This is a genomic window from Azospirillum sp. Sh1 (assembly GCF_008365135.1).
Taxonomy (GTDB): domain Bacteria; phylum Pseudomonadota; class Alphaproteobacteria; order Azospirillales; family Azospirillaceae; genus Azospirillum; species Azospirillum oryzae.
The window spans coordinates 80,861-94,907 of sequence record NZ_VTTK01000005.1; the positions used below are offsets into that span (position 1 = coordinate 80,861).

The following is a 14,047-nucleotide window of genomic DNA, read 5'->3' on the forward strand; positions in this document are numbered from 1 at the left end:
CAAACATAAAGCTAGAGCGGCGACAGCGCCCCACGCCACAATCGGGGCCACAATCGGCGCGGCAGCAGGAGCGGGATGGCCGGCGGCCCGACCAGCAGGGTCCAGATCCCTCCGGTGACGACAAGCTGGGCCAGGGTTCGCGGCGCCATCAGGGCGAACAGTCCGGCCGCGGCCCCACCCGCCAGGACGGCCCCGCCGACCCCCGCCAGGATGGCCGGAAGCAGATGCGCGCGGTGCAGATCGAAGATCCGGCATGTCCGCCGCAGAGCCAGACCGCCGACCGCGGCCAGTTCCGCGACGCCGACCGCGATGCCGGCCCCCAGGGCGCCGCTCCAGGGGATCAGGGTCAGGCACAGGACGATGCTGAGGACGGCCTGGAGAAGGGATGCCAGGACAAGGGCGTCCGCATGATCCGTCAGCCGCAGCAGCGCGCTGCTCAGCAGGCCCGGCACGACGAGCAGGCAGGTCGCCAGGAAGACCGAGGCCAGCAGCGGATCGAAGGCGATGGCGCCGTGGGTCCAGACGCGGAAGACCGGCTCCCCGGCGACCAGCAGCAGCCCGGCCAGCATCCCCGCCGCCCCGCCGGCGACCCGCCCGGTCAGGCCGAAGAGACGCTTCAGCACCGCGTCCTCGCCGCGATGGTGCTGGCGCGTCATCTCCATGGCCGAGGACAGCACGACCTGCGAGACGATCTGTCGCAGGGCGCCGGCATAGGTCCGCATCGTCGTGAACAGGACCACGGCCAGCCCGTCCGGCATCAGCCGCTGCAGGAACAGGACCGGCAGATGCTGCAGCAGAGGGGTGGTGGCGATGGTGACGGAATGCAGGCCGGAGCGGAACAGGATCCGCCCCGCCTCCTCGCGCCCCGGCCAGCGGGGGCGGAAGCCGACGGCCGGATGGCTCCGCCGGATCACCACCAGGGGAAGCACCCATCCCACCAGGATCGCCACGGCCAGGAACGCGATGGCGGCGGCCAGCAGCCCGCCGCCGGCCGTCACGACCGCGATCTGTGCGGCCAGCCCCAGAAGCTGCTGGGCGCCGCCCAGCCAGACGGCGAGCGGAAAGCGGCCGAACGCCGACAGAACGCTGCCCAGGATCGGCCGTGGCACCAGCAGCAGGGTCGCCATGGCAAGAACCAGCGTCGCCGTGCCGGCATCCGGCGCGGTCAGGCCGAGCATGGCGTCCAGCCCGGCCAGCCAGCCCAGGGCGACGAGCCCGCCCCCCGGAACCAGCACACCGGCATAGAGGCCCAGCCCGACCGACAGCATCCGACCGACCCCGCTGGTGTCGTCGCGGCCCGCCTCGACCATCATGCGGGCACCCAGATGGGCGTTGATCCCCAGCTCCAGCAGCACCAGCAGCCCGGTCAGGGCGTTGATCGCGAGCCAGTCGGCATAGCGTTCGCTTCCCCAATGGGCCAGGAAGACGGGAACCGCCAGGATCTGCAGGACGCTCCAGGCCACCATGGTGATGCCCAGCGCTCCGGTTCCGGAGATCAGGCGGCCGCGCAGGCCGGCCAGGGCGCCTGCGGGCTGGGGTGGCGGAGGTGGCTGGCTCATGCGCGCCCGATGACCTTGGACAGGAACGCCGGCGGGTGCGCCACCCGCGCAGAAGCGATCTTGTGGGGCGGCGATCTTATGGGACGGGACGGCGGCGACCAAAGCGCTTTGTGGCCCGGCGCCCTTGGGCGGGAGTTTCGCCGGGGATTCTCGCCGTGGAGTTTCGTTTGACAGGGCGCCCCATGCTTCCGATGATCCCGCCGCGCCGCGATCATGGAGACGACCTGCCGTGCGACGGATGGGCATAGCTCTCATCGGCCATCTGTTCGGACGATGCCGTGCCGATCCCGCTTCCAATTCCGCCGGCAATTCCGCCGGCAACTCCGCCTCCAATTCCGCTGGCGCCCGGCGACCGCATGCCGTCGTCGTCGCCTTCGAAAAGGAACTGGGGTCGGGCATGGCCGTGACGCCCCTCTTCTCCGCCCTGCGGCGCGCCCGGCCCGACATGACCGTCACCCTGGCCGGCTCGGCCCTCATGGCGGAGATCGCGGCCGGGAATCCGCATATCGACCGCATCCATATCCTGCCGCCCCCGTACCGGACCCCGCTCCGCGCCACCCTTGCGGCGCGCCGTGCCGTCCCGGCGGATGGAGAGGGCTATGACTGGCTGATCACGACGGCGGCGGCGCGGCGCTACGCCCTGGGGCTGGTGGCGGCGGCGATCCCGGCGCGCCGACGGTCGGGATTGGGAACGGCGGAGGCTCTGGCACTCTATGACGCACCGCTCGCCTATGACTGGTCCGTCAGCACCCAGGCGAACAACCTGCGTGCCCTGCGACCGCTCGGCGTCGCCCTGCCGGAAGAGCCCGGGCAGGGGCCGGAGCCGGAACTCCATTTCGCCCCGGACCTGCCCGGAACGGTGGACGGCCTGCTGCGGGCGGAGGGCATGGACCCGTCCCGCCCCATTGCCGTCCTCGCTCCGCAGACCAGCGGCGGCCAGCCGACGGACTGGTTTCCCGACCGCTTCGCGGAACTGGCCGACCTGCTGGCCGAACGCAGGCAACTGCAGCCCGTCTTCGTGGGAACGGCGGCGGGGGCGGAGCTGATCGACGGCATCCGCGGCCGGATGCGCGGCCCGGCCGCCTCGCTCGCGGGCCGGACCGGCATCGCCGCGCTGGGCGCGCTGTTCGCGGGGGCCGATCTGGCGGTCTGCCTGGACAGCGGCGCCATGCATGTCGCCCGTGCCACGCGGGTGCCGCTGGTGGTCGTCGCCTCGGGCTGGCAGGCCCCCCACCACTGGCTGCCGCTCGGGGTGCCGACCTGCCGGATCGTCTCGGCGGCCGGGGACTGGTGCGGCGGCTGCTCCGGGGGGCATTGCCCGGACCGCAACTGCATGAAGCGGATCGCGCCGGACGACGTGCTGGCCGCGGCCGACGGCCTGCTGCTGACTTTCCCTCCCGCAGCCGCCGCAAGGGCGGCGCGGATCGCGGCCTGCACCGGAACGCCCACCCCATGAAAGCCGTCGTCTCCACCATCGGACGCTTCCACAGCGTCAACCAGGCTCTGCAGCTCCAGGCGCGGGGCGCCCTGGCGGCGCTGTTCACCGGCTATCCCCGTTTCAAGCTGCGGGACAGCGGCATCGACCCCGACCGGCTGCGGAACTGGCCCTGGCTTCAGGCCCCCTACATGGCGCTGATCCGCTATCCTTGGTTCCAGAGCCATCTGGCCGGCGAATGGGCCTGGCGGGCGCAGTCGATGCACGACCGGCACGTCGCGGCCAACCTGCCGGAGTGCGACGTGGCGATCGTCCTGTCCGGCATGGGGCTGTGCACCGGCCGTGCCATCCAGAAGCGGGGCGGCCGCTATGTCTGCGACCGCGGGTCCAGCCACATCGGGTTTCAGGACGACCTGCAGCGCGAGGAATACGGGCTGCACGGCTTCGTCTGGAAAGGCATCGACCCGCGGGTGAAGGCCAAGGAGCTTGCCGAGTACGAACGCGCCGACGCCATCGCCGTTCCGTCCAGCTTCGTGCGCGACAGCTTCATCGCCCGCGGTGTGCCGGCGGACCGGCTGCGCCTGCTCCCCTATGGCGGCGACCTGTCGCGTTTCCGGCCGCTTGGTCCCAAGGATGGCGGCTTCCGCATTCTGTTCGTCGGCCAGCCCGGCATCCGCAAGGGGCTGCCCTATCTGCTGCGGGCCGTGCGCCGCGCCGGGATCGCCGGGGCCGAACTGGTGCTGGCAGGGCTGGAGCAGCCGGAAACCGCGGTGCTGCTGGCCCGGGAAAGCGGGGTGGCCGCGACCATGGCGGGCGTGCTGCGGGGCGACGATCTGGTGCGGGAGATGGCCCGCGCCTCCGTGCTGGTGCTGCCGTCGGTCGAGGACGGGTTCGGCATGGTGATGGCCGAAGCAATGGCCTGCGGCACCCCGGTGATCGCCACCACCAACACCGGCGCCGCCGATCTGTTCACCGACGGGGTGGAGGGGTTCATCGTGCCGATCCGCGATCCGGACGCCCTTGCCGACCGGCTGGTGCGGATGGCCGATGATCCGGCGCTGACGGCGGCGATGGGGAATGCGGCGCGGGAGCGGGTGCGGTCCTTCGGCGGCTGGGACGATTACGGACGCCGGCTTCACGCGGTGCTGGAAGACCTGGTTCGTCCCGGGCCGCCCCATCCGGTCATTCCGGGGCCGGTCATTCCGGAGCCGGTCATTCCAGGCCCAGCTCCCGCCGGCGCGAAGCCATGACCTCCGCCGCCCGGCGGGTCAGTCCGGCACCCAGTTCGGGATCGGTGTGGCGGAAGACGGCGGCGATCCGCTCGTCGTTGGCATAGCCCGACATCCAGGCCCGGCGGCAGCCGGCCAGGGCCACCCGCTCGCGCGCCGTCTCGTCCTTCAAATAGAAGCGGATCTTGTCGGCCGCCTCCTCCACGGACCCGAAGAACTCGGCCTCCCGCCCTTCCTCGAAGGCGGCGCGGTGCCCGTCGCTGCGCACGGCGAGCAGGAATGAGCCGCTGGCGGTGATCTCCATCGACTTGTGGGCGCAGGGATCGTGATGGCTCCGGGTCAGGAAGGCCAGATTGACGCGGGCGTCCCAGATGGCCCGACGATAGGCGTCGCCATACATGGCGGGAACCAGCGTGACCCCCGGCCGCCGGATGCGCGGGTGCCGCCCCCACCGCTCGCCGCCGATGCGCAGCGCGATGCCCCGGTCCGCCAATCCGGCCAGGAAGGCGGGACGCTCCTCATAGGGAGAGCCGACATAGGACACGTCGACGGAGCGCGCCGGCGGCCATGGGGTGGCCGGATGGTTGACGACGGGGTCGAAGGGCACCGGGAACAGCGCCACCGCTCCCGCGCCGGCGGCGCGGTAATCGGCGACGCTGCTGTCCCGCGGCACCACATTCACGTCGAAGCGCGGGATGGTGCGGCGGAAGAGATGCCAGCCCGGCTCGTTCATGACGTGGAAGGGGTTGTCCAGGGTGAAGCTGTAAAGCCGTCGCCCGGCCTGCCTCAGGCGGTCGAGCGCCCAGGGCTGCATCCACAGCGGCTTGTCGAACCAGACGCGGGTCGCCGCCGGCGTCTCCAGGCAGGCGCGCACCACGTCGCGGTTCAGCCGGCCGATGGCGGGGCCGGCCATCAGCCGGTCGCGCAGCCGGCGCAGCAGCGGTCCGCCCGCCCGCATGTACGGCCCGACGTCGAACGCCCGCACCCGCACGCCCAGCCGCCGGAACGCCTGAAGGCGATGGAAGCAGGTTCCGCTCTCGCAGAGGTCGCCGACATAGACGATCTCCATCTGCTTTTCTCCTGGTCAAACGCTCCGGCTCCGGAGCGTGTCGGATACTGCACTCCGGGGAGCGCCGCCGGGTTGGATCGTCCCCTGGTCGAGCCGGAGCAGAAGATCGGCGTGGCCGCCGGGAACGGGGCGATGGGAGATCAAGAGGATGGTCATCCGCCGCCGCAGCGCCTGCAACGTCGCCAGCACGTGGGTCTCTCCCGTCCCGTCCAGGGCGCTGGTCGGCTCGTCCAGGACCAGCATGTCGGGCCGGCGCAGCAGGGCGCGCGCCAGGGCGAGTCGCTGGCGCTCGCCGCCGGACAGGGCTGCCCCACGCTCCCCCACCACGGTCTCCAGACCGGCGGGAAGGCGGCGGACGAAGTCCGCGGCGCCGGCGTCGGCCAGGGCGGCCCACAGATCCGCCTCCGTCGTGTCGTCGCCGGCCAGCATCAGGTTGGCACGGATGGTGTCGTGGAACAGCACGGGGTCCTGCGGCACCATGGCGACCCGCCGCCGCCAGGCGCGCCGGACCGCGCCCCGCAAAGGCCGCCCTCCCACCCGGATCTCCCCCTGGTCCGGCTCGACCAGGCCCAGCAGCAGATCGCCCAGGGTGGACTTCCCGGATCCGGACGGGCCAACCAGAACGGTCAGGCTGCGATGCGGGATATGGGCGCTGACGTCCAGCAGGGCGGGCGGCCGGTCGGGCGCATGGCGCAGGGTGACGTGCGCGATGGCGATGTCGCCCGCCGGCGGCTCCACCCTTTCATCGACCGGCGGTTCGGCGGCGTTGCGGGCGCGGGACAGCAAGGCCCGGGCGCGGGCATGGGCCGGCAGGGCATGGACCACGCTGCGCCAGCCGTCGGCCAGCCGGCCGGTGACCATCAGGACCCTGGCCATGGCCGCCATGACCGCCAGCGTTTCCGGCAGCGCCATTCCGAAGCCGCGGACCAGCAGCAGCACGATGCCCGCCGCCGCCGAGGCGGCGACCACGCGCCGCGCCACGGCGACGGCCGCCATCATCCGGCGCCAGTGCAGTTCGCGGTCGTTCACCATTTCCAGACGGGCGTCGAACATCCGCTCGCGCGTGGCGGTGAGGTCGAAGGCCTTGATGAGCCGGAAGGACGACACATCCTCCCCCACCGTCGCCTGCAACTCCTGCCAGGCCCATCCCGTCTCCTGTCCCAGCCGGTAGAGGCGGCGGTCCAGCACCCAGCCCAGGGGCGCTGCGGCCAGCACGGCCCCCAGGCAGAGCAGCACCGCCCAGGGGGACAGCGCCAGGGCGACGGCAAGCCCGCTCAGAAGCTGCATGGAGGTTCCCGCCAGGGTCAGCAGGAACTCCACGGCCAGATCGGCCTGATCCACGTCCTGGATCAGGGTGTGGGTGAGCGCCGCGCCGCGCTGCCGGCTGAAGCGACCCCATTCCATGCCGAGGATGGCCGCATGCAGCCGCCGGCGCAGATGCCGGATGAAGTCGATGCGCAGCCGGGCCGAAACCAGCTGGCGCCAGGCGAGGACCGCCGCCGCCGCCGAGACCAGAAGGACATAGGCGCCGAGAATCCATTCCAGCCGCAGCGCCGGCAGCGGCAGACCGAGGATGGAGGGTAGCGCCGCCGGGCCGTTTTCCCCCAGTGATGGCCCCAATGATGGCCCCAGCGACGCCAGCAGCGGCACCAGAAGCAGGATGCCGATTCCCTCCGCCGCCGCCGCGACGGCCGCCAGGATCGCGACGAGGATCAGCCTGCCGCCGGTGAAATCATGCAGTTCCGCCGCCAGCCGCAGGAAGCGGCGGAACAGCAGCGGCTTCGCCTTCAGACTGCGCATGTTCGGACTTCGCCTTCAGGCTTCGCATGGGGGCCGACATCGAACTCCTGGACGGGCAGGAGCATCCCGGTCAACGCGTCCCGGCGCCGGGATCGGCAATCGATCCGCGAGAGAGAGCAAATGACGCACCCATCCTGCGTTGACAGTATCACGTGGTGTACACTATGCCGAAGCCATGGCCGATGTCTCCCCGCTCCTCGCACCGCCGGTCGAGTTCCTCTTTGCAACCCGCCTGTACCGGGCGGAGATCGCGGATGAGCCCGATCTGAACGCCGCGCTGCTGGCCGCCTGCCTGGATGCGGAGGCGGTGGATGCGGAAGGGCGCGCCTGGTCGGAGCGGAACGGCTACACCGGCTACACGTCCTTCGAGTCCATCGACGATCTGGCCCGGCGCTACGCCGCGGTCGGACGGCTGTCGGAGATCGCCGGGACGCACGCCCAGCGCTTCGCCCGCATGCTGGATTGGGATCTGGGCACCAAGCGCCGGCTGGCGATGAGCAGCCTGTGGATCAACATCCTGAATCCCGGCGGCTTCCACGGCTCGCACCTGCACCCGCTCAGCGTGCTCAGCGGCACCTATTATGTTTCCGTGCCGCCAGGGGCCAGCACCATCAGCTTCGAGGATCCGCGCCTGCCCCTGATGATGGGCGCCCCGCCCCGCAGGGAGGGGTGCGCGCGGGAATCCCGCAGCCATGTGGGGGTGGTTCCCCGGCCCGGCTCCCTGCTGATGTGGGAAAGCTGGCTGCGCCACGAGGTGACGCTGAACCGCGCGGAGGAGCGGCGCGTCTCCATCAGCTTCAATTTCAGCTGGCGCTGACGTTTCAATTTCAGCTGGCGCTGACGTCGGGGCTTCAGCCGGCGCCGGTCGCCGGTTTGGCCTTCTCCTCCTTGCGGCCGTACCAGATCGTATAGGCGCAGCGCCGCCAGCCGCCGGCCGCCGGGCTCAGCATCTCCACGTCGTGGACCCGGTGGGGAAGCGGCCGGAACAGCAGCAGGCGGTTGCCCAGCGGAGCGACCTCCACCGGATCGCCGGTCCCCGGATAATGGCGGAAGCGGCCGCCATAGGCGGGCTGCCAGCCGTCGGAGACATAGAAGACGGCGCAGAGGCGGCGGCCGTCGGTGCTGTCCGAATGCGGCGTCAGGAAATGGCCGGGGCCGAAGCGGCGCGTCATCACCCCCAGCACCTCTCCGGGCTCGATCCCCGTCACGCTTTCCAGGAAGGCGTGGAATTCCGGGGAGTTCAGCAGGACCGAGAAGCCCAGATGGCAGAGCATGCCCCGGTCGAGCTCGAAACCCGGCATGGGGCCGGCCAGCAGGGCTTCCACCGAAGCCCGCTGCTCCTCGGGAAGGCTCCGGAAGCTCTCCTCGGAGACGGCAACCTCCTGACGCGAGGGATCGTCGGCCTGCGCCTTGCGGCAGAACTCCTCCACGAAACGCCCCTCGACCGTGAACAGGCGGCGCAGGCCTTCCAGCCGGTCGGGGCGCAGCAGCCCGTCGATCGCCAGACTGTCCAGCGGATCGGCGGCGAAGCGGGCGGCAAGCTCGCGCCGGGTGGCCGGCTCAAGCCAGCGGGGGTCGATCCAATGTTCCAGCTTCATCTCGTGTCCTCGCGCCAAGCCCGTTCCACCATGTCGGCCACCAGTTCCGGCACCGGCTCCACTCCCGGTCCCGCCCCCGGCATGAGCGCGTCCGCAGGACACCGCAGCCGCCAGCAGGGGACCGCCGCCGCCAGGGCCGCCGCCGCCGCCAGCAGGGCGCGGCCCCGGCCCAGGTGATTGCCGATCCGCCCGCGGAAGGTGTTGCGGGACAGGAGTACCGCCGCCTGGACCCGGTCAAGACGGTCGAGACGGACGCCTGCTCCCGCCTCCATCCCCGGCATGCCCGGCGCCAGTTCCACCACCGCGGCCAGCGGCGCCGGTTCGCGCCAAACCGGCACCAGGCCGGGCAGGGCGTGCTTGCCGTCGGCGACGGGCAGGGCGCGGGCCATGGGAATGCCGAGGCCGGCGATGGTCTCCGCCGAAAGCCGGAGGGTGGGCAGGCCGGGCAGCAGCCGGGGGGCGGTTCCGTCGCGCAGTCCGTCCGCCGCGGGCACGGCCACGTCGTCGGCCAGAAGGGCGGCGCCCCGGCCCGCCAGGGCATAGGCCAGGATCGACTTGCCGGTGTTGCGTCCGCCGGTGAGCAGCAGCGCCCTGCCGTCCCGCACCACCGCCGTGCCGTGCAGCGGCAGCAGGCCGCGCTGATGGCAAAGCACGCCCAGCATGGTGCCGTACAGGTGGCAGCGGACCTCCGGATCGTCGGCGGGCAGCAGGGGATCGACGGTCACCTGCCGGCCGGCCTCCACCCGGAACCGGGCCACGCCGGGCTCTTCCGCCCAGAAGCCGCCGTCGGGCAGGATCAGTCCATGCGGGTCGCTGGCGGCCGTGGCGGAGGGGCGGGGGGCCGCACCAAGACGGACCCGCAAGTCGGGCGGCCGATCTTCCAACAGGATCGCGGGCAGTTCGGGCAAGGCGAGGTCGGACGAAAGCCGCAGCCCGCACAGCTCGTAGGAGACGGCCAACGGCTCAGCCTTCTTCCCGGCGGACCGGGATGCCCAGGGGAAGCCCGAGGGGAAGCCGGTCCACCGTCACCGGGCTGCCGGCGATCCGGCGCGCGAGGTGGGACCGCCATGCGGCGGGCGGGTGCGCGGCCATCAGATCCTTCACCAGCGTCTCCAGCCCGGCGTCGAAGCGCGCCTGGTCTTCCGGAGGGGAGCCGATGGGCGGCCCGGGCCGGAAGCGGGGATCGGCCTCGGCCTTGGTCAGCAGCCAGGACAGATAGGCGGACGCCATCGGGGCCTTGAAGACGATGCCCAGATGCAGCGACGGCTCCAGGCAGTCGCAGCAGTGGCCCAGCCCCCAGGGCAGCAGCATCGCATCGCCGGCGCGCACGGTGAAGGAGGAGACGACCCGCTTGTCCGGCAGCCTTTCCACAACCCTGTCGCCGGGCGGCGGCGTGGTCGGGGCGCCGATGATGTCCCAGTGCTTGGCCCCCTCCACCTGGAACAGCAGGATGTCCTCGGGATCGTAATGGGCCTTCAGCGCGCCGCCCTTGCCGAAGGTGGCGATGCAGCCGATGGTGACGGCCATGCCGAACATCCGCTCCGCCGACCGCCTGAGGCCGTCCAGCATGGGCAGCCGGCATTCCATCCGGTTCAGGATGATGCTGATCCCCTGCCGCGCGAGAGCTTCGAAGGCGGCGCCGTCAATGCGGTTCGCCCCGGTCGCGGGGTGCAGGAGGCTGGTGTTGACCAGGGTTCCGGCCTTGGTGATGCGGATGTCGGGCGAATCCGGACGGTAGAGGTTCAGCGCTTCGACGAAGTCCGGCCAGCCGAAGGGCAGGCGGGGCCTGTCGGGAGAGGTCGGGGAAGCATGGACCTGCGGAAGATGCAGCAGCGTCCGCTCCGCCATCGCCGCGATGATCCGGTCCGGGGGCGTTCCCCCTAGAAACTCCGTCAGATCCATATGCTTCGCCCCGCACGCCGCGCGTGATCCGTCCGGCGCGCGATCCGGCGCCTGCCGCCACACTGCTACCACCGGGGCGTGCGCCGGGGAAGGGGGGCCGGGGAAGGGGGCCGGGGAAGGGCGCCTGCGGCGCCTCGTCCCCGGCGGGGTCGCCGATGGACCGCAGGTGTCAGTAGAAGGTCGCCTGATAGTCGTAGCCGTCGGCATTCTGGGCACGGGGAATGATGCAGACCGGCACGACGCCCAGGGTCGGGTGCTCCAGGCCCCAGGTGTCCTGCGGCAGATAGCCGGGTCCCGGACCGGTGAAGCGCAGGTCGAAGGGCGGCCGGGTCATCGCCAGGGTGGACCTGTTGGGAATGGCGGTCGCCGAAACCAGGGTCAGCGGATAGGGGTGATACCCCTCGGCCACCACGTTGAACACCTTGCCCACATAGGGGGCGAAATCCTCGAGCTTCAGATCTGGAAACACGGGTTCCGCGGACGCGGTTTCTGGAGACATGGGTTCTGGAGACATGGATCGATCCGGTTCCGTGACATTGGGTTTGGGAGGGGGCGCCGCAGGGATCAGGGCGGAGACGGGGACCGGGGGGGCCATTCCATCAGCAGATAGGCGCCCTTGTTCTCGCACTCGACGAATCCCAGCCGGCGGTAGAGGGTCTGCGCGGGGTTGACCACCTCCACATGGATGCTGACCTTGATGCCCTTGGCGTGGGCCTCTTCGGCCACGCTCCGCATCAGGGCGCCGCCGATGCCCCGGTTCCGGTATTCCGGCAACAGGGAAATGTCGACGATGCGATAATCGTTGGGGAGCCGCAGCAGATACAGCCGGCCCGCCGGCACGCCCGCCACCTCCACCACGTCGAATTGGGCGTCGTGATAATGGGTGGCGTAGTGGCTTGCCTGATACTGGCGCTGCTGGTGGAGGAAGGCCAGCTTCTGGTCGTCCGGCCAGCCGGTGACCGTCATCTCTTCCCATCGGGTCGAGACATAGAGCCGGTCCATGAAGGCGGCATCGTCGGACCTCTCCGGGCGCAGGCCGACCGCCTGCGCCCGAAGTTCCTCCGGCAGGGCCAGATGGCCCACGGGGATAGGTTCCTGCATCTGCTGTTACGAACGCACCGGATATTCGCCGTTGGTGGCGATGCACGGCATCAGGCAAAGCACCGGCTGGTTGTTGTCATGGGCCTGACCGTTGCCGACGGACGCGATCGAGGTCGGCGCCAACGTCGTGTTGGGCGTGGGGTTGCTGGACATATAGCTGCTGCTGACGTCGGCAGGTGCCGCCGGCTTGTTCATGTAGGTGAACCACGAACCGGCGGCGGGCGCCGCGGTGATCGTCGGGGTCGCCTGGAGGTTGATGGTGCCGTTCAGCGTGTGGGTGTGGGCCGGAATCTGGGTCGAGTTCAGGGTCACCGTCGCCGCACCGACCTGCTGGCTCCAGCTCCGGGCCGTCAGGCCGGGACCGGTGCCGGAACCGATGGCCACGCGCTGGATCAGGTTCGGCAAGCCCACGGTATTTGCGTTGAGGCTGCCGCCAAAGGTCAGGCCGATCAGGGAGTACAGCGCCTGGTTCTGCGAGAGAGGCAGAAGCTGACCATTGCAGGCAGCCCAGTCCATGGGAGTGAAGGTGTAAGGGAAGAAGCGGATCTCACCGATGAAGCAATCCATGGTTCGTGTCCTCTCCTTAAGCCCGCGTGGGGTATGTGCCGAGCAGGCAGATGATGTAGGTCAGTACAAGGGACGGCATCATGTTCGCATGAGCCGCGCCGTTGCCGGTGACGCCCACCGCGGTTGACGCCATCGGCGCGATCTGGACATCGGCCGTGGGAGTGTTGCCGGCATAATACAGGCCCCACCCGGAGGTGGTCGTTGTCGCCAGTCCGAGGGTGCCGCCAGGGGTCGTGGAGGTCGCGGGGCTGCTGCTGGCCACCAGATTGTGCGTGTGGGTCGGCAACTGGGCGGTGGTCAGGGCGACCGTCTCCGCCCCTCCGGTCTGGCCGATGACGCGGTTCGTCAGGCCCGCTCCCTGACCCATATGGATCGGAACACGCCCGCGCAGATCGGGAAGGGCGAAGTTGGTGGAGCCGTTCCCGCCATAGGTTGCCCCGATCAGCGAGAAGAGGGCCTCGTTGCCCTGAACGGTAAGAACGGTGCCATCGCAGAGATGCCAGCCATTCGGCGCGAACGATCCCGCGAAGAGGCGGATTTCGCCAACATAGGCGTCCGACATGTCGTTACCTCATTTACCTGTGGCGGGAAGTCACTGGCGTGACGGGAACAAGCCCTGGGTGGCGATGCAGAAGTTCACCACCGTGAAGGGCTGCATGTTGGAATGTGTCTGGCCGCCGCCGTTCACCCCGACCAGTCCGGCGTTCAGCGGCACCGGCGTGTTCAGGGGGCCGTAGCCGGCGGGCGCCGGCTGGCCGTTATCTGTCTGGGCGAACTGCGCCATGATGCCGCCGGTCGGGTCGGGGGTGTCGGCGCCCGTCGTGGTGGCGTTGAGGGTATGCGTGTGCGGCGGGATCTGGGTCGTCGTCAGCGTCACGCCCTCGCTGCCGAACTTGTTGCCGCGCTGCTGTCCGGCCACGTTCGCCGCGCCGTAGGCCCCGCGGCCGCGCATGTCGGGAAGCTGGAAGTTGGTCGTGGCGTTGCCGCCGAAGGTGACGCCGAGCAGGGCGTAGAGCGCCTGGTTCTGCTGGATGGTCATGATCTGGCCATTGCACTGGGCCCACCAATCCGGCGCCCAGCTGAAGCTGAAGGCGCGAATCTCGCCTAAGAAAAAGTCACTCATGCTTCCTCCTCGAAATTTCGGGGCCGTTCGTTCGGCCAGCGGATCAGCGAACCCCAGCCACTGATAGGCATATGCCACCCAAGCATAACTCGCAAGAAAATCATATGATTATCACGACCAACAATGGTGTACGCGCGAAAACAGGTCCGAAGAATTGATATTTCCCGAACAAGGAAGCATTATAACGAGCCGTTTTGCTTTGCGGCATGGACGTTCTCCGCGTGATTCGCGGTTGCGCATTCAGACGGCGAAATCCGAAATGGGAAACGCCACCGCATCCGCCGGCATATGAGGGGGCTGACGAGGGCGACGCCTGCGGCTGTGCCGATGCACAGGTGTCCAATCCTGGGAAGCAGACCGGCCCCACCGGCCGCTATCAGCTAGACAACTTGGATGGTTTGGCCTAAATCCGGTTGTCGATGGATCGCAACGGAACGGCTGACGGGCAACCGGAAGCTGTTATACGAGGGATGGTGCCGCCATGGATCGGATGGACGAGAAGGTGCCCGGCAAGGCCGATGCCGATACCATTGAGGGGCAGGGACGCCGCATGCCCTGGCACAAGCCGGCCCTCCGCCGCTTCGACGCCTATTCCGCACAAACCACTACAGCAGCCGGACCGCTCGACGGCGGCGGCGGTCTCCGCCGGGCAAGCTGAGCGGGA

General features: G+C 70.0%; 15 protein-coding genes. 4 read left to right on the forward strand and 11 right to left on the reverse strand.

What is annotated here, in order from left to right:
• Window positions 1-11 precede the first annotated feature (11 nt).
• The gene (locus FZ029_RS07540) at window positions 12-1,559 is read right to left on the reverse strand and encodes a polysaccharide biosynthesis C-terminal domain-containing protein (protein WP_149268689.1); all 1,548 of its coding nucleotides are present in this window, start codon (window positions 1,557-1,559) and stop codon (window positions 12-14) included.
• 238 nt (window positions 1,560-1,797) lie between these two features.
• On the opposite strand from FZ029_RS07540, the gene FZ029_RS07545 reads away from it, so the two are divergent.
• Complete coding sequence (locus FZ029_RS07545) at window positions 1,798-3,015, forward strand: glycosyltransferase family 9 protein (protein WP_149268690.1); 1,218 nt, start codon at window positions 1,798-1,800, stop codon at window positions 3,013-3,015.
• Window positions 3,012-4,244: a glycosyltransferase family 4 protein gene (locus FZ029_RS07550; RefSeq protein ID WP_149268691.1), complete on the forward strand. Its 1,233-nt coding sequence runs from the start codon at window positions 3,012-3,014 to the stop codon at window positions 4,242-4,244. The genes FZ029_RS07545 and FZ029_RS07550 overlap by 4 nt, the downstream gene beginning before the upstream one ends.
• Here FZ029_RS07550 and FZ029_RS07555 read toward each other — a convergent pair.
• Both FZ029_RS07555 and FZ029_RS07560 read right to left on the reverse strand, forming a co-directional pair.
• A complete protein-coding gene (locus FZ029_RS07555) occupies window positions 4,207-5,292 on the reverse strand; it encodes a glycosyltransferase (protein ID WP_149268692.1) in 1,086 nt (361 codons plus the stop codon). The genes FZ029_RS07550 and FZ029_RS07555 overlap by 38 nt on opposite strands.
• A gap of 15 nt (window positions 5,293-5,307) precedes the next feature.
• Window positions 5,308-7,092, reverse strand: coding sequence for an ABC transporter ATP-binding protein (locus tag FZ029_RS07560; RefSeq protein WP_149268693.1), 1,785 nt, complete (start codon window positions 7,090-7,092; stop codon window positions 5,308-5,310).
• A 175-nt stretch (window positions 7,093-7,267) separates the two neighbouring features.
• On the opposite strand from FZ029_RS07560, the gene FZ029_RS07565 reads away from it, so the two are divergent.
• Window positions 7,268-7,909: a TIGR02466 family protein gene (locus FZ029_RS07565; RefSeq protein WP_149200334.1), complete on the forward strand. Its 642-nt coding sequence runs from the start codon at window positions 7,268-7,270 to the stop codon at window positions 7,907-7,909.
• Between the two features lie 34 nt (window positions 7,910-7,943).
• On the opposite strand, the gene FZ029_RS07570 is transcribed toward FZ029_RS07565, so the two are convergent.
• From FZ029_RS07570 to FZ029_RS07605, 8 genes are all read right to left on the reverse strand, one after another.
• Entirely contained in the window at window positions 7,944-8,690 is a 747-nt protein-coding gene (locus FZ029_RS07570; RefSeq protein WP_149268694.1) for a 2OG-Fe(II) oxygenase, read from the reverse strand.
• Window positions 8,687-9,649, reverse strand: a complete 963-nt coding sequence (locus tag FZ029_RS07575; RefSeq protein WP_149268695.1) for a hypothetical protein — start codon at window positions 9,647-9,649, stop codon at window positions 8,687-8,689. Before FZ029_RS07575 ends, FZ029_RS07570 begins: the two co-directional genes overlap by 4 nt.
• 4 nt (window positions 9,650-9,653) lie before the next feature.
• Window positions 9,654-10,592, reverse strand: a complete 939-nt coding sequence (locus FZ029_RS07580) for a cupin domain-containing protein (protein WP_188051852.1) — start codon at window positions 10,590-10,592, stop codon at window positions 9,654-9,656.
• Window positions 10,593-10,761: 169 nt separating this feature from the next.
• On the reverse strand, window positions 10,762-11,061 hold the full coding sequence (locus FZ029_RS07585; protein ID WP_149268697.1) for a hypothetical protein: 300 nt from the start codon (window positions 11,059-11,061) through the stop codon (window positions 10,762-10,764).
• A gap of 95 nt (window positions 11,062-11,156) precedes the next feature.
• The gene (locus tag FZ029_RS07590; protein ID WP_211104113.1) at window positions 11,157-11,675 is read right to left on the reverse strand and encodes a GNAT family N-acetyltransferase; all 519 of its coding nucleotides are present in this window, start codon (window positions 11,673-11,675) and stop codon (window positions 11,157-11,159) included.
• A 24-nt stretch (window positions 11,676-11,699) separates the two neighbouring features.
• Entirely contained in the window at window positions 11,700-12,260 is a 561-nt protein-coding gene (locus tag FZ029_RS07595; protein WP_149268699.1) for a tail fiber protein, read from the reverse strand.
• 16 nt (window positions 12,261-12,276) lie between these two features.
• Complete coding sequence (locus FZ029_RS07600) at window positions 12,277-12,822, reverse strand: tail fiber protein (RefSeq protein ID WP_149268700.1); 546 nt, start codon at window positions 12,820-12,822, stop codon at window positions 12,277-12,279.
• Between the two features lie 30 nt (window positions 12,823-12,852).
• Entirely contained in the window at window positions 12,853-13,383 is a 531-nt protein-coding gene (locus FZ029_RS07605; RefSeq protein WP_149268701.1) for a tail fiber protein, read from the reverse strand.
• Window positions 13,384-13,864: 481 nt separating this feature from the next.
• On the opposite strand from FZ029_RS07605, the gene FZ029_RS32930 reads away from it, so the two are divergent.
• Window positions 13,865-14,041 (forward strand): hypothetical protein, encoded by a 177-nt coding sequence (locus FZ029_RS32930; protein WP_188051853.1) that lies wholly within the window; start codon window positions 13,865-13,867, stop codon window positions 14,039-14,041.
• Window positions 14,042-14,047: the final 6 nt, after the last annotated feature.

Coding starts and splice junctions, on each gene's coding strand:
- FZ029_RS07540 (WP_149268689.1), bottom strand. CDS start 1,559: ATGAGCCAGCCACCTCCGCCACCCCAGCCCGCAGGCGCCCTGGCCGGC.
- FZ029_RS07545 (WP_149268690.1), top strand. CDS start 1,798: ATGGGCATAGCTCTCATCGGCCATCTGTTCGGACGATGCCGTGCCGAT.
- FZ029_RS07550 (WP_149268691.1), top strand. CDS start 3,012: ATGAAAGCCGTCGTCTCCACCATCGGACGCTTCCACAGCGTCAACCAG.
- FZ029_RS07555 (WP_149268692.1), bottom strand. CDS start 5,292: ATGGAGATCGTCTATGTCGGCGACCTCTGCGAGAGCGGAACCTGCTTC.
- FZ029_RS07560 (WP_149268693.1), bottom strand. CDS start 7,092: ATGCGCAGTCTGAAGGCGAAGCCGCTGCTGTTCCGCCGCTTCCTGCGG.
- FZ029_RS07565 (WP_149200334.1), top strand. CDS start 7,268: ATGGCCGATGTCTCCCCGCTCCTCGCACCGCCGGTCGAGTTCCTCTTT.
- FZ029_RS07570 (WP_149268694.1), bottom strand. CDS start 8,690: ATGAAGCTGGAACATTGGATCGACCCCCGCTGGCTTGAGCCGGCCACC.
- FZ029_RS07580 (WP_188051852.1), bottom strand. CDS start 10,592: ATGGATCTGACGGAGTTTCTAGGGGGAACGCCCCCGGACCGGATCATC.
- FZ029_RS07595 (WP_149268699.1), bottom strand. CDS start 12,260: ATGGATTGCTTCATCGGTGAGATCCGCTTCTTCCCTTACACCTTCACT.
- FZ029_RS07600 (WP_149268700.1), bottom strand. CDS start 12,822: ATGTCGGACGCCTATGTTGGCGAAATCCGCCTCTTCGCGGGATCGTTC.
- FZ029_RS07605 (WP_149268701.1), bottom strand. CDS start 13,383: ATGAGTGACTTTTTCTTAGGCGAGATTCGCGCCTTCAGCTTCAGCTGG.
- FZ029_RS32930 (WP_188051853.1), top strand. CDS start 13,865: ATGGATCGGATGGACGAGAAGGTGCCCGGCAAGGCCGATGCCGATACC.